At 69.6% G+C, this 19,340-nt stretch carries 14 protein-coding genes; 4 read left to right on the top strand and 10 right to left on the bottom strand.

Going from position 1 to position 19,340, the window contains the following annotated elements:
- Positions 1-173 precede the first annotated feature (173 nt).
- On the top strand, positions 174-2,021 hold the full coding sequence (locus tag NP064_RS12045; protein WP_227569417.1) for a DUF4214 domain-containing protein: 1,848 nt from the start codon (positions 174-176) through the stop codon (positions 2,019-2,021).
- Between the two features lie 7 nt (positions 2,022-2,028).
- On the opposite strand, the gene NP064_RS12040 is transcribed toward NP064_RS12045, so the two are convergent.
- Genes NP064_RS12040 through NP064_RS12030 form a run of 3 tightly spaced genes read right to left on the bottom strand, consistent with a single transcriptional unit; the run spans position 2,029 to position 5,887 of the window.
- On the bottom strand, positions 2,029-3,498 hold the full coding sequence (locus NP064_RS12040) for a glycosyltransferase (protein ID WP_227569418.1): 1,470 nt from the start codon (positions 3,496-3,498) through the stop codon (positions 2,029-2,031).
- Positions 3,495-5,039, bottom strand: a complete 1,545-nt coding sequence (locus tag NP064_RS12035; RefSeq protein ID WP_227569419.1) for a glycosyltransferase family 4 protein — start codon at positions 5,037-5,039, stop codon at positions 3,495-3,497. Before NP064_RS12035 ends, NP064_RS12040 begins: the two co-directional genes overlap by 4 nt.
- Complete coding sequence (locus NP064_RS12030) at positions 5,036-5,887, bottom strand: FkbM family methyltransferase (protein ID WP_256813847.1); 852 nt, start codon at positions 5,885-5,887, stop codon at positions 5,036-5,038. The genes NP064_RS12035 and NP064_RS12030 overlap by 4 nt, the downstream gene beginning before the upstream one ends.
- A 194-nt stretch (positions 5,888-6,081) precedes the next feature.
- Here NP064_RS12030 and gmd point away from each other — a divergent pair, with 194 nt between their 5' ends.
- The 3 genes from gmd to NP064_RS12015 are packed head-to-tail and all read left to right on the top strand — an operon-like array spanning position 6,082 to position 10,560.
- Positions 6,082-7,068: a GDP-mannose 4,6-dehydratase gene (gene gmd / locus NP064_RS12025; RefSeq protein ID WP_227569421.1), complete on the top strand. Its 987-nt coding sequence runs from the start codon at positions 6,082-6,084 to the stop codon at positions 7,066-7,068.
- 4 nt (positions 7,069-7,072) lie between these two features.
- Positions 7,073-8,047, top strand: coding sequence for a GDP-mannose 4,6-dehydratase (locus NP064_RS12020; RefSeq protein WP_227569422.1), 975 nt, complete (start codon positions 7,073-7,075; stop codon positions 8,045-8,047).
- A complete protein-coding gene (locus NP064_RS12015) occupies positions 8,044-10,560 on the top strand; it encodes a glycosyltransferase (protein ID WP_227569423.1) in 2,517 nt (838 codons plus the stop codon). Before NP064_RS12020 ends, NP064_RS12015 begins: the two co-directional genes overlap by 4 nt.
- A gap of 30 nt (positions 10,561-10,590) precedes the next feature.
- On the opposite strand, the gene NP064_RS12010 is transcribed toward NP064_RS12015, so the two are convergent.
- From NP064_RS12010 to NP064_RS11980, 7 genes are all read right to left on the bottom strand, one after another.
- Positions 10,591-12,948 (bottom strand): glycosyltransferase, encoded by a 2,358-nt coding sequence (locus NP064_RS12010; protein WP_256813598.1) that lies wholly within the window; start codon positions 12,946-12,948, stop codon positions 10,591-10,593.
- 89 nt (positions 12,949-13,037) lie between these two features.
- The gene (locus NP064_RS12005; protein ID WP_227569425.1) at positions 13,038-14,177 is read right to left on the bottom strand and encodes a glycosyltransferase family 4 protein; all 1,140 of its coding nucleotides are present in this window, start codon (positions 14,175-14,177) and stop codon (positions 13,038-13,040) included.
- Positions 14,174-15,688 carry a DUF2142 domain-containing protein gene (locus NP064_RS12000; protein ID WP_256813597.1) on the bottom strand — a complete coding sequence of 505 codons (1,515 nt, stop codon included), beginning with the start codon at positions 15,686-15,688 and terminating at the stop codon, positions 14,174-14,176. Before NP064_RS12000 ends, NP064_RS12005 begins: the two co-directional genes overlap by 4 nt.
- 86 nt (positions 15,689-15,774) lie before the next feature.
- The gene (locus tag NP064_RS11995) at positions 15,775-16,158 is read right to left on the bottom strand and encodes a DUF2304 domain-containing protein (protein ID WP_227569427.1); all 384 of its coding nucleotides are present in this window, start codon (positions 16,156-16,158) and stop codon (positions 15,775-15,777) included.
- Positions 16,158-16,898, bottom strand: a complete 741-nt coding sequence (locus NP064_RS11990) for a glycosyltransferase family 2 protein (RefSeq protein WP_227569428.1) — start codon at positions 16,896-16,898, stop codon at positions 16,158-16,160. The genes NP064_RS11995 and NP064_RS11990 overlap by 1 nt, the downstream gene beginning before the upstream one ends.
- Before the next feature lie 10 nt (positions 16,899-16,908).
- The gene (locus NP064_RS11985) at positions 16,909-18,168 is read right to left on the bottom strand and encodes a hypothetical protein (RefSeq protein ID WP_227569429.1); all 1,260 of its coding nucleotides are present in this window, start codon (positions 18,166-18,168) and stop codon (positions 16,909-16,911) included.
- Positions 18,165-19,304 (bottom strand): glycosyltransferase family 4 protein, encoded by a 1,140-nt coding sequence (locus NP064_RS11980; protein WP_227569430.1) that lies wholly within the window; start codon positions 19,302-19,304, stop codon positions 18,165-18,167. Before NP064_RS11980 ends, NP064_RS11985 begins: the two co-directional genes overlap by 4 nt.
- Positions 19,305-19,340: the final 36 nt, after the last annotated feature.

Here is a 19,340-nt window from a genome sequence, read left to right as displayed (position 1 = left end):
GTTCATGTGCTTCCTGCTCCCGGCAAGGCCAGCCCGTCGCCGGGTACTGGATCGGCCGGGTCAGACTACCTTCCGGATCAGGGAGCCGCGGCGCGCGTGGGGGTCCGTCTGGATCGGGGGCCGTCATGGTCAAATGACTGTGGCTCTCGACCCAACCGCCTCCAGGGAAACCCATGCGACTCTCCGTGCAGTCCCGCGTCATCGCGACGCTCCTCACGTCTGCGCTGGTGGGCGCCTTGGTCGCCGCACCGCTCGCCTCGCCTGCTGTGGCAGCGAGCGCCGACGGCGACGCCACGTTCACCGGGCGGGGGTGGGGGCACGGGCGGGGCATGGGCCAGTACGGGGCCTTGGGATACGCGCGGGACCACGGGTGGAACTACGTGCAGATCCTGGACCACTACTACGGCGGAACAGTGATGGGCTCCTCCGCAGAGGCGACGATCTCCGTCGAGTTGACGGCGCTGGCGGGCACGGAGCTGCGTGCGGTTGGCGCCGGGCTGATAGTCAACGGAGTCCAACCAGTCAATGGCGCAGTGCGCGTCGCCAGCGCTGGCGGTGGCCAGTTCGTGGTGCAGACCGGAACGAGCTGCTCTGGTGGCTGGGCGACGCTCGGCACCTATGCAACAGTCACGATCAGCACCGTGTCACAGCAAGACGCCGACCTCGTTCGAGTCTGCGAGGGGTCGGGCGAGAGGTCGTACCGGGGAGTGCTCACGGTCCAGCGGCATGCCAGCACAGGTCAGCAGTCCACCTTCAACGTGCTCCCCACTGAGGACTACCTACGTGGCGTCCTGCCTCGAGAGTCGCCCGACAGTTGGGGAGCCCTGCCCAACGGATTGGAGGCCCTGAAGGCGCAGGCCGTCGCCGCGCGCAGCTACGCGCTGTCCGGCACGCGCAGCTCCGGGGCCCGCACCTGCGACACCACGACGTGCCAGGTGTACCAGGGCGCCGCCTTCAAGCAGGCCAACGGGGCGCGGACGAGCCTGGAGGGCCGCTACGCGGACGCCGCCATCGCCGCGACGGCGGCGCAGGTCCGCGTCAAGCCTGGCAGCAGCGCACCGGTTCGGACCGAGTTCAGCTCGTCGACAGGTGGCCACACCGCGGGTGGGGCCTTCCCCGCCGTCCCCGACCTAGGTGACGCGGTCACGCTCAACCCGAACCGCTCATGGACGGTGTCCATGAGCCTTGCGGACGTTGCCTCCAGGCTCGGCGTCGGGACGATCGGCGCGTTCGCCGTCACAGGACGCAACGGACTCGGATCAGACGGCGGGCGGGTGTCCAAAGTCGTCGTCACGTCCGCAGACGGGACGCGCACCACGTTCACCGGCGACCAGGTGCGCAGCCGACTCGGGCTCAAGAGCGACTGGTTCACGGTGACCACGACGTCGTCGGCCGTGTCGCGGTCTGTGGTGACGGCGTTGTATCAGGATTTGTTGGGTCGGGGGCCGGATCCGACGGGGTTGGCAGGGTGGACGGCGTCGTTGATGTCGGGCACGAGCCAGTCGGCGTTGGTGAACACGTTGACGCGCAGTGATGAGTACATCTCGTCGCGGGTGACGAAGGCGTACCGGGAGGTGCTGGGGCGTGAGCCGGAGCCGGCGGGCGCGGCGGCGTGGTTGAGCGAGATCCGGGCGGGCAATCGCACGGTGGACGATGTGCAGCGGCGGTTCTATGACTCGGTGGAGTATTACGAGATCTCTGGTGGCACTCCGGAGGGGTATGTTCGGCGTCTGTACCAGACGGTGCTGGGTCGTCCGGCCACCGATGGCGAGGTGGCCACGTGGGCTGGTGTGATGCGGCAGCGGGGCAACGGGGCGGCTGTCGACGGGATCTGGTTCTCGATGGAGGCGGCTCGGTTGCGGGCGGGCGCGTATTACCAGACGTTCCTGGGTCGGGGGCCTGACCCGACGGGTCTGGCGGGGTGGGCGAACGTGCTCCTGGCGCAGGGTGAGGGCGCGGTCCGCATCGGTATCGCGGGGAGCCTGGAGTACCGCGACCGGGCCGTCGCCCGCTACCCCTGAGGTCTCACTAGTTCTGGGCGTCGTCCCCGACGAGGAAGTCCCACAGCTCGCGGGCGTAGGTGTCCCACGTGCGCTCGGGGCGGGCCTTCGCCGCGCGCACCAGCGAGTCGTGCAGTTCGTCCTGGAGGAGCAAGGCGCGCAGCGCGTCGGCCAACTGGTGGTCGTCATGCGGATCGACCGTGAGCGCGCCCCCCTCGGACGCGATCTCGAGCATGCTGCCGAAGGCCGACGTGATGGCAGGGGTGCCGGCTGCGAGTGACTCGGCCACAGGCAGGCCGAAGCCCTCGTTCACGGAGGGGAAGATCGTGCAGCGGGCCAGGCGGTAGGCCCCCCAGAGATGCGCGTCTGACAGGCGGTGCACTGCGTCGACCGCTCGGCCCTCCCGCTGCATCGCCGCCAATCGGTTGGCGAACTCCTCGCCACCCCATGAGTTTCCCCCGACGAAGGTGAGGGTGAACTCCACACCCTCGCGCCACAGGAGCTCGGCGGCGTGGAGGACCGCCAGGTGGTTCTTCCGCGGCTCATGGCTTCCCACGACAAGCACCAGCGGCAGACCGCCGACCAGGAACCTGTCGCGGGCGGCGGCGATGTCGGCGTCGGTCGTCTCCCCGATCTCCACGGGGAGCTGGACCGCGCGAACCTCCGGTCCAGCGACGCCGATCGCGCCGAGCATGGACTTCCAGCCGAGGTACTCGGCGCATGCCGCACCAGAGATCGCAGCGATTCGGTCGAATGAGCGGACGGCGGCGAGGTTGGACGTGAACAGCGCGCTGAAGCCGAGTTGGGTCGTCTCAGCCGAGGTGATGGGGACGCAGTCGAAGCCGATGACACCGGTGCGGTTCCCGGAGAACTGGGCGAGCGCCCGCAGGCGGCCGGTGCGTTTCAGCTCAGCCGCGAGCTCCGGCAGCAAGTAGGTGCACTTCCAGGGCACCACCACCGTCGCTGAGGCGCGTTCGGCGGTGTCTTCCTCCGCGGTCGCCGCCATGATGCGCCGCAGTTCGACGTCCGACAGGTCTCGCATCGACTGGAAGTCCCTGGTCCAGGACACCGGCAGGCAGCCGTCAGCGGCCAGCCATCGCCGGACCGTCTCGCGGGCCACCCGCTGAATCCCGGTGACGAGCACCGTGGACGCGGTGTGCGCGACATCCGCCAGGACATCCCCGTGGGCGACGCGGACCTGCCACGCGGCGGACTCGTCCGTCGTCCCGTCGGCGACCGCCTTCCACACCGCCGCGCAACCGTCGAACTCGGCGACGCGGGCAACCTCGACGACTGTCTGGTCCGTGGGCAGGCGGCCGGTCAGGATGGCCAGGGCCAGCCAGATGTGCGACCTGTCCCGGATGTCGATGATGTCGTCGAGCCGCTGGCTGGAATCCGCCGCAGAGCCCTCACGAGGGCTCTGCGGATGCAGGGTCGCATGAAGGAGGGGGAGTCGAGCGTTCCACGCCGCACGGTGCCCCCTGGGTGCTTGCTTCACGAAATGCTGTCCCTCACGGTGCGTGCGTCGGTCGAGGCGCTGTCAGGGGGCGCCACAAGCGCCTCCCAGAGTTCCTCCGCGTATTGGTCCCAGGTGCGCTGGGGGCGTGCAAGGGCCTCAGCCCTCAGCCGGTCCCTCAACGTGGCATCCGTCAGGAGGAGGCGCATGGCATCGGTCACGGCGTCGTCGTCCCGAGGGTCCACGGTCAAGCACCCGCCATTCTGAGCGATCTCCTGCTGGCTGCCGAAGTTCGACGTGATGACGGGTGTGCCGCATGACAGTGATTCGGCGACAGGAAGACCGTACCCCTCGTGCAACGAGATGAAGACAGTGAAGGCCGCGGCTCGAAGCGAGGCCCACAGCTCGTCGTCGGAGGCATCGCGGACGATGTCGAGTGGCCGGTCAGCGGCTGTGAGGCGCGCGATGCCGGGTGCGATGGCGGCGTCGGTCCAGCCGCCCTTCCCGATGAGGCGCAGCTCGAAGTCCAGGCCTTGACGCCACAGCCGCTCGGCCGCGTGCAGGATCGTCCGGTGGTTCTTGTGCGGCTCATGCGTCCCGATGCAGACGACGAGCGGGCGTTCCCGCTGGTGAGGCGTCCGATCGCCCGCCTCGGGGCTCGGGGCCTCCTCGGTGAGCGGCACTTCGGTGACGTGCGGGCCGACCATGCCCTGGGCGCTCAGCGCGCTCGCGTACCCGGCGAACTCGGTCGTCGCCGACCTGCTGATGCCGGCGACTCGGTGCGCGTGCTTCACGACGGTCAGATACTGCGCGAAGGTGACCGAGTCGGCTGGGGGGCGCGTCTCGCCGCTGGTGACGGGGATCATGTCGTACCCGATCAGCGACAGCGTGTTCCCCGAGAATTGGGCGAGCGCCGACAGCGCGTCGCTGCTCCCCGGGTTGGGGACGTCAGGCAGGACGACGACGCTCTTCCAGGGCACGACGAGCTGGCCCTCGGCGCGTGGTGTCAGGTCGTCGACAGCGTTCGCCAGCGACTCCTGGTGCTGGAAGACGCGGGTGTGCTCGTGGGGGGCGAGGCTGCGCATCGCGGTGTAGTCGTCCACCCACGCGGTAGCGGTGATGTCATGCGCGCTCGCCCACCTCGGCATCACACCGCGCACAACGCGCTGGATACCCGTATGAGTGTCATGGCGTGCGCAGAAGTCGACGTCGGCCACGACGCCGTGCGCGACGAGGCTCATCGGGAGGCGGGCCGATCGTCGATGCGCGGGTGCGAGCGCACACTCCAGTAGCCACGTCTCCGCCACGTGATCGGGCACGAGCTCAAGGCGCCGGGAGAACCGCCGATGCGAGTTCGGCGTGGGGAAGGTCCCGGTCACCGCTGTCCAGACGAGCCATCGGGCGTCATGCTTGTCGGCGCCTCGACAGGCGGCGATGAGGGTGGGCAGGAGTGCGGCAGACACCTCGCCGACTGCCGTGGGCAGAGGCGCGGGAACGGCTTGCGGCGCCAGCACAGTGGCCGCCGTCAACAACCGCTGGTCGAGGGCCGTCAACACAGCGGACGCCTCGATCGTCGAGGTCATCGTGAGCGCCTCGCCGCTCCCATGGCTCGCCGCGCGAGCCGAAGCCCTCCTGTGACCTTCCACGACAGCGTCTCGTGCATGGCGGCGAGCTCCGCCCGAAGCCGCTCCACCTCCTGCTCCAGGGCCGGATCGACGTCCGGCTCGGTCTTGGCAGCGATCTCCGCCCAACCGGCGAGGGCGGTGGTGCGCCAGTGCACGACCTGGTCGAGCAGCGCCTCCCGCTCGGCCTTGAGCGCAAGGTCGTGTGCGCGGACGAACTCGTCGTGGGCGCATACGGGGTAGGACAGTGCGGCGCGGAGCTGCGCCGCGTGCTCCTGCGCCAGGTAGAACCGAGACACGCCGTCGAAGAGGCAGAACTCGTAGCCGGCGTCCACGACGAGCTCCTCCCACTCATCGTGGGTCGGCGTCGTGGAGTTGGGCGCCGTCGACTCGATCACGAGGATCCACGGCCGCCACTTGCGGAGGTCGATGGTCTCGAGCGCGGAGCGCTCGGCGCCTTCCACATCGATCACGACGAAGTGGATGTCCTCGCCCTGCCAGCCCGCGTCGTCGAGCAGGTCGTCGAGCCGCACGACGGGCACGGTGATGTCCTCATGCGCGATGCCGGCTCGCGCATGCTCCGAGCTCACGGCGTCGACGACAGTCGACAGGCCCGTGCCCTTCACCATGTGCAGCTGGATGTGCGCCTCTGGGGTGCTGCTCACCGCTGCTTCGACGAAGCGGTCACGAGGGCGCTCCTCACGATGGAGGTCTGCGAAGTGGGGGACGGGCTCGATGGTGATGCCCGACCAGCCACGGTCATAGAAGGCGCGTGAGATGGAGTCGACACGGGGATGGTTCGCCCCCACCTCGACATACCTGCCCTGGGGGAGGCTGTGTAGAACACGCCAGAGGACGACGTCCTCGCCGTTCTGGGCGAAGGATACGAATGGGGGGGTCGACACGCGGACATCATAGGCGCCGAGCCCGTCAGCGCAGAGTCTTCGGCTGCTCGATGACTGTACGATCGGCGAGGCCACCGTCTCTCTGACCACGAGGAATCATGCCCCGCGCACTTATCACCGGTATCACGGGCCAGGATGGCCTGTACCTCTCTGAGCTTCTGCTGTCGAAGGGGTATGAGGTCTACGGCCTGATCCGCGGCCAGAACAACCCGAAGCTGGAGCTCGTGCGGCACACCGTGCCGGGCGTGCACCTCGTGACGGGCGACCTGACTGACATGTCGAGCCTGCTGAGGGCGCTGAACGTCGCGCAGCCCGATGAGGTGTACAACCTCGGCGCGATCTCGTTCGTTGCCTACTCCTGGGACAACGCCCACGTCACGTCGGACGTGACGGGCCAGGGCGTCCTGAACATCCTCGAGGCGATCCGTCTGTACGCGGGCGACGACCTGGGCAAGGTCCGCTTCTACCAGGCGTCGAGCTCGGAGATGTTCGGCAAGGTCCAGGAGGTCCCGCAGCGCGAGAGCACGCTGCTGTGGCCGCGGTCGCCGTACGGCGTCGCGAAGGTGTTCGGCCACTACATGACCATCAACTACCGCGAGTCCTACGGGATGCACGCCTCCTCCGGGATCCTGTTCAACCACGAGTCGCCGCGTCGCGGGCCGGAGTTCGTCACGCGCAAGGTGACGCAGGCCGTCGCGCGCATCAAGCTCGGGCTCCAGGACGACATCACCATGGGCAACCTGGACGCCAAGCGCGACTGGGGCTTCGCCGGCGACTACGTCGAGGCGATGTGGCGCATGCTCCAGCAGGACGAGGCGGACGACTACGTCGTCGCCACGGGGGAGACCCACTCCATCCGCGAGCTGCTGGACGTGGCCTTCAACCGCATCGGCATCGACGAGTGGCAGTCCTACGTCAAGCAGGACCCGCGTTTCATGCGGCCCGCTGAGGTCGAGCTCCTGATCGGGGACCCTGCCAAGGCGCAGGAGAAGCTCGGATGGAAGCCCAAGGTCGGGTTCGAAGAGCTCGTCACCATGATGGTGGACAACGACCTGGTGGAGCAGCGCGCCTTGGCAGGGATCTGACCAAGTGACGGTTGCGCTCGTCACCGGGATCACCGGGCAGGACGGCACTTTTCTTCGTCAGCGCCTCCTCCGCGAGGGCGTCGAGGTGCACGGGATGGTGCGGCCCGGTGACGGGTTGGCCAGGGACCTGTCTTCGGCGCACCCCGAGGTGGTGCTGCACGAAGTCGACTTGTCCGATGGGCCAGCGCTGCGGGGCCTGATCTGCGAGGTGGATCCCGATGAGGTCTACCACCTCGCCGGCGTCAGCTCGGTGGGGTTCTCCTGGCAGGAGCCTGTGCTGACCGGCCTGCTCTCTGGACTGGCCGCGGCGGAGATCTTCGCCGCCGCATGGCAGCTCCAGGAGCAACGCGGGCGTGCGGTGCGGGTGGTGCAAGCCTCGAGCGCGGAGATCTTCGGCCAGCCCCGTGTGTCGCCGCAGGACGAGCAGACCGAGATCCGTCCTGTGTCGCCGTACGGTGCAGCGAAGGCCTATGCGCACCACATGGCGCACGTGTACCGAGGGCGGGGCCTGCACGTCGCCGCGTGCATCCTGTTCAATCACGAGTCCCCGCTCAGGCCGCCGAGTTTCGTCACGCGCAAGATCACGCAGGCGGCCGCACGGATCGCACGGGATGGCCGCGGTGAGCTGGTCCTTGGGAACCTCGATGCCCGGCGCGACTGGGGCTGGGCCCCGGACTACGTCGATGCCATCGTGCGGGCGGCACGCCACGTCGTGGCCGACGACTTCGTGGTTGCGACGGGGCGCACCCACTCGGTCGAGGACTTCGTCGCAGCGGCCTTCTCCCGCGCTGGCATTGACGACTGGTCCGCTCACGTCAGCACAGATCCAGCCTTCGTGCGGCCGGTGGACGCCACTGAACAGGTGGGAGACGCGGCGAAGGCGCATCGTGAGCTCGGGTGGTCGCCCACAGTCGACTTCCGCACCATGGTTGCCCGCATGGTCGACCATGATCGTCAACTGCTTGAGGGAGAGGCATGAGCTCCGCTCCGACCCGGGAGACGCGCAAGGGCGTCGTCTCGGTCGTCCTGGTCAACTACAAGGGCGCCGACGACACGATCGCGTGCCTGCGGTACTTCGACGAGGTCGAGTGGCCGGTTGAGCAGCTGGAACTGGTGGTCGTCGACAACGACTCGCAGGACGGCTCCGCCGGGCGCATCCGGGAGGCGTTCCCCCAGGCGATCGTCGTCGAGTCCGGTGGCAACCTGGGCTTCGCCGGCGGCTGCAACCTCGGAGTCGCCCACAGCTCGGGGGAGTGGGTGGGCTTCATCAACAATGACGCCCGCCCCGGCTCTCAGTGGATCTCCGCCGCTGTGGAAGCGATGAGCGCCGACGCGACCATCGGCGCGGTGGCCAGCAAGGTGCTGGACTGGGAAGGGACGAAGGTCGACTACGTCGACGGTTCGCTGACCTGGTTCGGGATGGGCTACAAGCGCGAGACGGAATGGCCCGACTCGAGCGAGTACGACACGCCGAAGGACGTGCTGTTCGGCACCGGCGCGGCGATGTTCATGCCCACGGGGCTGTTCCGAGAGGTCGGCGGCTTCGACGAGCGGTTCTTCATGTTCTACGAGGACGTCGACCTGGGCTGGCGGCTGAACCTGCTGGGCTACCGGGTCCGCTACGTCCCGGAGTCGGTGGCGTACCACCGCCACCACGTGACGATGAAGAAGTTCGGCGACTTCCGCGAGAGCTACCTGCTCGAGCGCAACGCGCTGATGTCCATGTACAAGAACCTCGACGACGAGTCGCTCGCGAAGGCGCTGCCGGCCGCGATGGCTCTCGCCGTGCGGCGCTCGATCGCCCGCACCGACACCGACGCGACCCTGCTCGACCTGCAACGGTCGCCCGGTGGCGACAAGGTCGGGACCGTCGAGGTCGACAAGATGGCCCTCACCGGGCCGTATGCGATCGACTACTTCGTCGAGCAGTTGCCGAGCCTCATGAAGTCGCGCGCGACGCTGCAAGCATCGCGGCGACGGAGCGACCGTGAGCTCTTCCCGCTGTTCCGTCACGCGATCGAGCCCGCCTACGGAATCCCCAGTTATCTCGCGGGCCACGACCACCTGGTCGAGGCGTTCGGGATCGCGCAGCACTTCGTGTCGCGGCAGCGGATTCTGGTCGTCACCGGTGAGCCGCTGCTCGACAGGATGGCGGGCCCCGCGATCCGCGCCTGGGAGATCGCCACGGCGCTGGGAGCAGAGCACGACGTCCGGCTGCTGTCGACGGCAGGCGCGAAGGTCACCAGCGAGACGTTCGACGTCGTGGTCGCCAATGGCGGGGTCAGGCTCCGCGAGCATACCGACTGGGCCGACGTCATCGTTTTCCAGGGCTTCCTCCTCGAAGCCGCGCCATGGCTGATGGGAAGCTCGAAGATCCTGGTCGCCGACGTCTACGACCCGATGCACCTCGAGCAGCTCGAGCAGGCCAAGGACCTCGGGGCCGGGGGCCGGGCCGTGTCGATCCGTGAGACGACGCGCGTGCTCAACGACCAGTTGCGCCGAGCCGACTACGTGGTGTGCGCCTCGGAGAAGCAGCGTGACTTCTGGCTCGGCCAGCTCGCGGGCCAGGGCCGGATCAACGCGGCGGTCTACGACGAGGACGAGAGCCTGGGCGGGCTCGTCGGCGTCGTGCCCTTCGGGATCCCTGGCGAGCCGCCCGTCCAGTCGCGGCACGCGATCAAGGGCGTCGTGCCGGGTATCGGCCTCGACGACAAGGTCATCATCTGGGGCGGCGGCGTCTACAACTGGTTCGACCCGCTCACGCTCGTGCGCGCCGTGGATCGGCTCCGGGTTCGGCACCCTGATGTTCGTCTCTACTTCATGGGCCTGAAGCACCCGAACCCCGGCGTGCCCGACATGAAGATCGCCTGGGAGTTGCAGCAGCTCTCCGACGAGCTCGGCCTCACCGGGACGCATGTGTTCTTCAATGAGGGCTGGGTGCCCTATGCGGAGCGCGCCGACTACCTGCTGGATGGGGACCTGGGCGTCTCGACGCACTTCCACCACATCGAGACGGCCTTCAGCTTCCGGACACGGATCCTCGACTACCTGTGGGCCAACCTGCCGATCGTCGCCACAGAAGGGGACACCTTCGCGACGGTCATCGACCAGCATGGGCTGGGGGCCACAGTGCCGCCCAAGGACGTTGACGCGCTCGAGGCCGCGTTGGAGACCTACTTGTTCGACGAGGCGGCAATCGCGCGGGCGAAGGCGAACGTCGCAGCGGTGGCGCAGCAGTACACGTGGCAGAACGTCCTCGAGCCGCTCGTCGCGTTCTGTCGTCTGCCGCGCCGCGCGGCCGACCTGGAACACGTCCTTGGTGCGGGCGCGTCGACGGCTCGCCCGTTCGCCAAGCCTCGCGGTGGTGTGCGGTCTGACGTCGCGCTGATGCGCGAGTACCTCGCTGCGGGCGGGGTCAAGGAAGTCGCACGCCGTGCGGCGGGCAGGGTCCGACGGGTCACCACCGGCAAGACCGGCCCCGAGGAGGACTAGGCGCGGGGCGAGCGGACTCAGGTTCCAGCTTCAGCGGATCCGGAGCACGCGCCGGCCCAGCGCCCGCGCTCTCTGCTGTGTGCGCCCTGCTCGGATGGCGCGTAGGCGCCGCTCGACCTGTTGTCCTGCCACTGCGGCCGAGTGCCGCTCACGCATGTCGAGAGCAGCGCGCTCGCCTCTGGCACGGGCCGCCTCGGGGTCGTCTCGAACGAGCTGCATGAGCTGTGCGGCGGCGTCGAGGTCGGGTTCGGCCCATCGGGCGCCGGCCGGATAGGGCGCGGCGTCGGGCGCGATCGTGGCCATGGCGAATGGCACGAGGAGACTGTTCTCGTCGTTCATGAACTGCATGTTGCCGCTGTAGCCGGTCGCGATAACCGGCTTTCCGAGCGCCATCGCCTCGGCCATCGTCAGGCCGAGGCCCTCGGCACGATGCAGTGAGATGTAGCAGTCGGCATGGGCCATCAGCGCGTCGCGTTCACTCGCGCTCAGATAGCGCTCCATGAGCACGATGTCGGGCTCGTCGGCCACCGCGATCCGGAGTCGCTCCGCCTCGTCTGGGCGCACGTCGGCGTTGATCGACTTGATCACGAGTGTCTGGCCCGAGTTCCTGGCGAATGCCGCGCGGAAAGCCTCCACCAAGCCGAGCGGGTTCTTGCGAGCCGCGCTGCTCAGGTAATCGAAGCTGAACAGGAAGGTGAATCCCTCCGGCAAGCCGAGGTCCGCGCGAGTGATCGCCGGGTCGACGTTGGGCGCGGGCAAGGGCGGGGTGATGGTCCGGACTGGCTTCTTGGTGCGAGCCTGGATGGCGTCCCGGATGAAGTCCGTCGCAGCCCAGACCTCGTCGACGTGGTCGAAGGCGCCCGCGAACGAGGCGGGGAACTCCTCAACCTCCCAGTACCACATCCCGATGCGATAGGTGTTCCGGAGGAGCTCAGGGACGGTGCTCACCACGTCCGCGGTCATATCCGCGTTGACGCACAGCAGCGTCGTGTCGAAACGGAGGCCGCTCGAGGCGCGATAGGTCGCCCGCTGCCTGCTCTGCAGCTTGCGCGAGATCGCCGTCGTGCTGCGAGGCACGTTGGCGGCGTCGAGGGCGTCCAGCATGAGCCGCGCGGACTCGCCGACCCCGAGTTCGCCCGAGAGGTAGCCCACGACATTGACCCCAGCGGATCGTTGGCTGCGCGGACTCGGCAGCTCACGCAACGGGAGCAGCTCGCGTGCGGCACGGACCGAGGCGTCGAGCAGGTCAGGGTCGTATGCGGCCTCACCCTGGCCGTGGTCGGCGGCCCACCTGACGAGCTGGGTGGAGTTGGTGAGCGGCACCCCGGGGAGCGCTGCGGCCAGATCGGGCCGGTCGCGGTAGATCGACATCAGGTATCGGCTCAGCCGAAGCTCCCCGCCATCGAGATCGGGTTCGAGCAGCCACTCTCGCAACGCGTCCGGCGCCGCGGGATCGAAAGGAACAGGTGGCTCAGGCGCCATCGATCGACGGCTGAGCTCCAGCGCGTGCCGGTAGGTGCTGCCCGCCTGCGCATGCACCGGCAATCCGGAGCCGAGCGACGCGAACCTGAGCGGTCCATCGGGGTCGATCTGACGCTCCGACGTCTCGACCGCCGCGGCGTAGGAGCGGCACAACTCAGCGAGAGCAGGATGCTCGCTGAGCAGGACCCGAGGACGGGCGAGTCGAGGGTCGAGCAGCCAAGGGCGTCGAGCGTCGAAACCGGCGAGGCTGATGTGCCGCACCGGGGCGCCATCGAGGTGGAGGGCGCCGTCGCGGGAGTCCGTCGGCGTCGTGATGCTCCAGGCGGAGACACCAACACCGGGGTCGCGGAGGATGACATGCGGGAGGCGCGTCAACACGTGGTCCAGCCACGGCAGCTCTGCGAAGCCGTCGATCGCGCGTGAGGCCCACCAGCGAAGGAAGTCGCGCGCGGCCTGCGAGACGGCGAACACGCTCCCGGTCGTCAGCCCTGCGGCTCGCAGGTCGTCGTCGTCGGGATGGCGGTCGTCCATCGGCAACGCGCCATGAACGCGAGGCGCCGCGACGACAGCGTGGCTCCGGGCGGCGGTGTCGAGATCGGACAAGTCGCCGAGGATGAACGAGGTGGGCTCCAGGAACAGGACACGGTCAGTTCCCTCATCCAGCAACGCGCCGATCAGCGTCGCGCGCAGGGCCTCCACCAGCCGCTCCCGGCCCAGCGCGAGTGCCGCACGCCGAATGGCGTCGCTGCCCAGGTCCTGGTCGTCGAGCGACCGCACGACCACGCGCGAGTCCAGGTGCTCGGGCATCGCGTCGTCGACGTCGAGGACATGAACCGTGGCAGTGGGGTGGTGGCGCAGCAGGCTCTCGATCATGACCAGCCCGGCGCCGGCGGTCTCGCGGCTCACGACAGTGGCTGCATGCACGAGGACGGTGCTCCTTGTTGGTGGTGGAGAAGGCGAGGCTACCCCGAGCTGAAGACGAGACGCCGAGCGCCTCACCTGCGCGAGAGCGCCGCTCGGTACGCGCTGACCGTCTGCTCGGCGGCGTGCGCCCAGGTGAAGTCCCGGGACCGTTGCAGCGCCGCGACCCCGAGGGCGGCGGCGTCCCCGCCGACCGCCCGCTGGAGGGCCGCGGCGATCGCCTCGAGGTCACGCGGGTCGACGAGGATGCCGGCGTCGCCGACGATCTCTGCCATCGAGGTCCCGGCCGACGTGACCACCGGGACTCCGTGGGACATGGCCTCGAGGACGGGGAGGCCGAACCCCTCCCAGATCGACGGGAAGCAGAAGGCCGTCGCTCCGGCATAGGCGGCCTGGAGGTCGAGCGTGCTGAGGTGGCCAAGCCGGTGGACGCGCTCGGGGTGGGACAGGGCGGCCCCGGCTTCCGTGTCACCCCACCCAGACGGCCCGACCAGCACCAAGTGGATGTCGTCCGTGAGGCTCAGCCGCTCGAAGGCGTCGAGCAGCCCGTTCAGGTTCTTCCGGGGCTCGTGAGTGCCGCACCACAGCACATAGCGCGCGGGGAGGCCATGTCGCCGCCTGAACGCCTCGGCGTCGTGGGACGTGGTGGTGGGCGGGTGCACACCGTGGGGCACGACGTGCAACCGGTCGCGCTCGATGCCGACGTCGAGGCAGTCGTCGGCTGTCGCCTGCGATGGCACGATGATCGCGTCGGCCTCGTCACGCGCTCTCGCCAGTGAGCGCCGGAAGTACCGGACCCCACGCGGGGTGAAGTGCGACGGGTCGCGCAGGAAGGCGACGTCGTGGACGGTGACGACGAGCGGGCGCCGGGTGGGCGGGATCGCCCAGGTGGTGGCATGCACGACATCAAGGTCCCGCGCGGTCCACTCCGGCCGGGGGGCTGCCACGCGGTTCCACGCGCGGTAGAGCACGGCCCGGGGCAGCCCGAGGGAGCGCACGGGGATCGTCGGGGTGAAATCGGCAGGCGGGGGCTCGCCCCCGTGCCGCGCGGCAAGTCCCACGGGCTGGATGTCGGGACGCGATGCCAAGGCGTCGGACAGCTGCACGATGTAGGACGCCGACCCGCCCGGCACGCGCTGCCAGCACTGCTCCACCGTCACACCGACCACGAGGGGCGTCGGGGCGGCGAGGGGGCTGGTCGCCCGAGTCTTCATCTGGCCGCGAGCTCGAACGGCTGGCCGTCAGCGCGGGACCGCCCCGTCGGGAGGACTGGGCCGCTGGCCGGCTGCTGGCGACGCGCGATCCAGGCGATCAGGACGGCGTAGGCCGCCGAGGAGAGCACCGCCCCGCCGATGACGAGGGCTAGCGGGAGCGGGGGCAGCCACGACTCCGATGTCACGGAGAACCACCCGCCGTGCTCGCCGTTGACGTAGCGGTGCAGGTTCTCGATGAACGCCACGAGCTGGATCCCGGCCAGGGCGAGGCCCACCACTGTCGCGAGCTGTGCGCCGACGCGGCACGGCGCGTCGGCCATCCGGTCGACGAGGATGTGGCCGGCGAGCACCAGGATGCCCACGGCAACCGGCAGGATGTACCGGCCCTGCCAGATGATGCCCAAATACACCGCCTGGGAGGAGTGGATCGCGACCGGCAGCAGGAAGGTCGTGCCGACGACGCCCACGAGCACCGCCCGCTCCCGCCATGTGCCCGTGGCGAGGGCCAGCAGGACGACACTTCCCGCGCATGCGGCGAAGGCCATGTGCAGCCATGGCGGGAGGTTGGTGTCCATCCACCCGAACTGGCCGATCATGTTCGTCAGGTAGGCGTTGGAGTCGGCGATGGTCAGACGTGCGGCCACCCCGAACGTGAGGTCCGGTCGGGTGGTCGCGCCGCCTGAGCCGAGCGAGTTGGTGCCGACCACCCACGCCAGCGCGCTGACGCAGCCAGCGACGATGACGGCGAAGGAAGGCCAGGCCGAGCGGCTCCGCAGGATCTCGACGAGTGCGCTCCAGCGTGACATGAGGACGACGGCGACGACCAGCACGGCGCAGTAAGGGAGAGAGAGCCCGCGGGAGTTCACCAGCAGCACCGCGGCTACTGCGATCCACGCCATGCGGCTGCCGATGAGCGCCGGGTCGGGATGGCGCAGCAACGTGAGCAGCTGCGACCACAAGGCGAAGGCGGCTGCGATCTCCAGGGCCGCCGGGTTCACCGTCGCGCTCAGGAACACGACCATCGGCGTCAGTGCGGCCGCTGCGCCGAGCACAGCCCACGAGGGCCGAGGAGTCTCGGCGGCGGCCCGGAAGCCGAGTGCCAGGAGGAATGTGCACAGCGCGGCGGACAGCAGCCGCATCGCATAAAGGGCGCCGTCACTGTTCGAGACGAGCGACGGCGTCCCGACCAGCAGGTAGTAGATGGGGTTGTAGCGGCCGGCGGGAGTCACTGCGGGCTCGACGATGTCGGGCCCGGCTGAGACGTCGATCTCGCACACGCCAGTGGCGTCCTGCTGGAACATGTAGCAGGTCGGATATGCGGTCACCATCCGGTAGAACCGGGGGACCTCCACCTCGCTCCCGCCCTCGGCGTCTGGGCCGATCCACTGCCCCCGGACGACGGATGCCGCCTTGACCACGTGCGCCGGCTCATCGGGCGAGGCCATCAACGGGTTGGCGACGACCCAGCTCGCGGCGAGCGCGAAGAGCGCTGCCCAGGACAGCCAGAGCACCTTGCGGCTGCGGGAGGCCGCCGCCCGTCCCCGCGTAGTCGCAGTCGCCTGCTCGGGCTCGTGCGGGGCGTCAAGGGCGGGGGCGCTCATCGGGGGCTGCTCTCGGCGCGCTCGGCCGTCCGCGCGTCCGACTCACGTCCTTGGGTGACCTCTAGCCGCAGGAGAGCCACCTCTTCGGCGAGTGTGCGCGTCTCCTCCTCGAGGTGGGTGACCTCGGTGCTCAGTTGGATGCACACGGCGAACAGAACGACGACTGCCACTGCGAAGATCAGGTTGGCGGGAGTCTGGACGCCGACCAGCCCGGACAGCCAGAACGCGACCGAGGGGACCGCCCCGAGGATGAGGATCGCGGCAGCGAGCGCGATCCAGATCGCCGCGTACTTCTCCTTGATCTTGCGCGTTCGCAACAAGTAGAGGAGCGAGAGGACGACGAGCCCGCACACGACGAGGACGGTGGCGTACGGACTCATCAGGGGGCCTCCGGGCCGAGTGGTTCAGTCGGGCGGGAAAGTGCGATGACGAGGGCGAGGACGGCGCGGCCCAAGAAGATCGCGGCCTTCACGGGGCTGTGCGACGGCTGGCCGCCTGCGCGTGGGCGCATCTTCACCCCGTCCTGGCGCACGACCAGGCCCGCTCGCGAGGCGATGACGAGTGACTCAATGGTGTCGCCCAGGTACTCGGCGGGGTAGTTGGCCGCGAAGAGCCGGACGGCGCGCGCGTTGCAGGCCTTGAAGCCTGACGTGGTGTCGGTGAGGTGGGTGCGTGCGACGCGGGACAGCACGGATGACAGCACCCGCATCGACCAGCGACGTGGCCCCCGCGCGACGTAGTCGCCCACCCCGGCGAAGCGCGCCCCGATCGCGATGTCGGCACCGTTGTCCAGAAGTGTGAGCAGGCGGTGAATCTCCTGCGGGTCGTGCTGGCCGTCGGCGTCGATCTGGACGGTGCGGGAGTAGCCGGAGCGCAGGGCGTATTTGTACCCGGCGCGCATGGCGCCGCCGACGCCCAGGTTGATGGGAAGCGTGAGCACTGTGGCGCCGGCCTCGCGCGCCACCGTCGCGGTGCGGTCCGTCGACCCGTCATCGACTACAAGCACGTCCACGTTCGTCATGGCCGAGCGAATCTCGGCGACGACGTCGGCGACGGTCTCCTGCTCGTTCCATGCGGGGATGATGGCGAGCAGCCGTGTCGGGAGGGGGACAGCTGGCATGGCGGGCATCCTACCGGCCGGTCCGGTCTGGGCGGATCAGCACGATGCCGTGCAGGGCGACCCCGGCGAGCGGGCCGAGGGCGAGCGCGAGGACGGCCCGGGCTTCCAGATCCAGGGGGAGCAGGAGGACTGCGACCGTCACCAGTGTCGCGAGCCCCCAACTTGACGCGTACGCCTTGTGCTTGTCGAGCGCGAGGACCGCGGCGCCCGTGAGGGTCAGGACGGCCAACATCGCGGCGGCTCCCGTGAGGGCGCCCAGCAGCAGGCCGTCGACGTGGTACGCGGTGCCGAAGAGGGCGCGCATGAGCCAGGGGCCGACGGCGACGGCAAGGAGCGCGCCGGCGGCGCCGACGCCCATGATCGCGCCGACGATGCGCGCCAGCGGCCGGATCCCCTCCTGGCGGTGGCTGAGGAAGTGAGTGATCGCGACGCCCTGGTAGGCGTTGAGCGGCATGAGCAGCGGTGCCCGTGTCATCGAGATCGCGAGGATGAGGGGCGCCGCGAGCTCGAACTCGCTGGTGGGAGTCGTCAGGCGGAGGAGCACGGGGAAGCCCACGACGAGCGCAGCGCTCGAAGCCGCCGCGAGCATCGCGTGCGCCGTCCGTCGGACGAACGCTGACGCGTCCACATCGGCGACCGCGCGCTGGGCGGAGCGCGTTCGACTGCTGAGCGCGAAGAATCCGATCCAGGTCGCCGCCGCGGCGGCGCTGGCCACCTCGACGCCGACGAGGGGGGCGCCCACGAGGGCGACCGCGCCCACCAGCACGAGCCGGACGATCGCCTCTGAGCCCACCAGCCGCGCGTACATTGGCCAGGAACCCGCCCCGCCGAGGGCGCCGGCGACCGCCGAATGGCCGCTGAAGGCGATCAGGGCGAGGGCGAGGGCCACGGTGAGCGTCGGCGCCCCAGGGCCGAGCAGGGCACGCCCCCACGCCGGCGAGGTCACCAGGAGCGCCCCCGCGAGCGCGGCTCCGGTGAGCAGCGCGATCGGGAGCACCCTCGCCCGGGGGTCGGCGCCGGGAGCCGGGGCTGTCGTGCGCGCCACCCGGACCGCGCGGGTGGTCTCGTTCTGGACGCCCCCCAGCACGCCGAAGCACGCAAACAGGACCGACCAGAACACAAGGAAGTCGGCGTTGGCGGCTGGGGAGAGGCTCCGGGCCGCGATGAGGAGGACGACGTTCGTGGAGACCGCCGCGACCAGCGACGCGACCCCGACGCCCGTGACGCCTCGCGCGGTGAGGTCCGCGGAGCCCTGAGCTGGCGCGGTCACGGGCGTGACTCGCAGGCGGCGAACTGGTACGCGGCCTCATGCGCCTGCGCGCAGGCCTCCCACGTGTACTGCCGGACGCGCGCCAAGCCCAACGGCTGCAACTCGGCACACCGGTCGATGGCCTCCCAGCCAGCCGCCGCGATCGCGGCGGGGTCCTCGGGGTCGAAGAGCACGGCTGCATCGCCGCAGATCTCGGGGAGCGACCCTGCTGTCGACACCGCGACGGGGCAGCCGGACGCCATCGCCTCGAGGGGCGGGAGCCCGAAACCCTCGTACAGACTCGGGAACACCAGCGCGCTCGCGGAACGGTAGAGCTCGCGCAGCTCCACCAGCGGGACGAGGCCGCGAACATCGACCCAGTCTGGGGTCGCGCCGAGGGAGTCGAGCGCCCCGCCGGTGAGGACGAGTCGAAGCCGCGGGTCCCGTTCTCGCATGAGGGCAACGGCCTCGATGAGGCGAGCGTGGTTCTTGTGCGGCCACCCGCGCGCGGGGTAGAAGACGAACGGCTCGCGGGGACCGACGTGCGGGGTGTACGCGTCGGCATCCACCCCGAGGGGCGCAACGAAGACGCGAACGGGTTCGAGGCCGATGTGCTCGATGATCTGTCGCCGGGCGAAATCGCTGATCGTCACGACAGCGTCGGCGGTCCGTGCCGCCCCCTCGTAGGTGCGCGTCCGGTACAGGCGCTCGGCACGGCTGAAGAGGTGGGGCAGTTCGAGGTGCTGGACGTCGTGCAGCGTTTGCACGAACGGCGTCCGGGCCCGTGGCCGCGGCGCCGGCACCGTGAACGGCGCGTGGATGACGTGGTGCTCCTCCATCTGGTCAAGAATCGATCGCCGGTGCGCCGCCGCCTGGGCGAGCGTGCGGATCCGGTCGACGGCGCCAGGACCTCCCGTGACCGCGTGGATGACATGCTCGTCGATGCTGTCGCAGAACCCCGCCCCGGCCTGTGACACGAAACCCGTCGCCTTGACCTTCGTCGAACGCCCGAGATGCCTCACGAGCTCGCGCGCGTACGTCTCGGTCCCACCCATGGCGCCCGGCACCAGGGTGAGCATCGCCAGGGCGACTTCCAACCGCGCGGGGGTCTCGCCGACTGCATGCGAGGACGCGAGCGATGTCGAGGAGGGCTGCATGGCCACATAGTCTGGCCCATGTCCCTGTCGTCCCCG

Origin of the sequence: Cellulomonas chengniuliangii, from assembly GCF_024508335.1 — a bacterium.
GTDB classification, from domain to species: domain Bacteria; phylum Actinomycetota; class Actinomycetes; order Actinomycetales; family Cellulomonadaceae; genus Cellulomonas_A; species Cellulomonas_A chengniuliangii.
The sequence above is the reverse complement of the archived record's forward strand: the minus strand, read 5'-3'. Positions and strand labels throughout refer to the sequence as shown.

Bases quoted from the DNA above. Each gene is read 5' to 3' on its own strand.
- NP064_RS12005 (WP_227569425.1), bottom strand. From the start codon at position 14,177: ATGAAGACTCGGGCGACCAGCCCCCTCGCCGCCCCGACGCCCCTCGTG.
- NP064_RS12045 (WP_227569417.1), top strand. From the start codon at position 174: ATGCGACTCTCCGTGCAGTCCCGCGTCATCGCGACGCTCCTCACGTCT.
- NP064_RS12035 (WP_227569419.1), bottom strand. From the start codon at position 5,039: ATGACCTCGACGATCGAGGCGTCCGCTGTGTTGACGGCCCTCGACCAG.
- NP064_RS11990 (WP_227569428.1), bottom strand. From the start codon at position 16,898: ATGCCAGCTGTCCCCCTCCCGACACGGCTGCTCGCCATCATCCCCGCA.
- NP064_RS11995 (WP_227569427.1), bottom strand. From the start codon at position 16,158: ATGAGTCCGTACGCCACCGTCCTCGTCGTGTGCGGGCTCGTCGTCCTC.
- gmd (WP_227569421.1), top strand. From the start codon at position 6,082: ATGCCCCGCGCACTTATCACCGGTATCACGGGCCAGGATGGCCTGTAC.
- NP064_RS12015 (WP_227569423.1), top strand. From the start codon at position 8,044: ATGAGCTCCGCTCCGACCCGGGAGACGCGCAAGGGCGTCGTCTCGGTC.
- NP064_RS11980 (WP_227569430.1), bottom strand. From the start codon at position 19,304: ATGCAGCCCTCCTCGACATCGCTCGCGTCCTCGCATGCAGTCGGCGAG.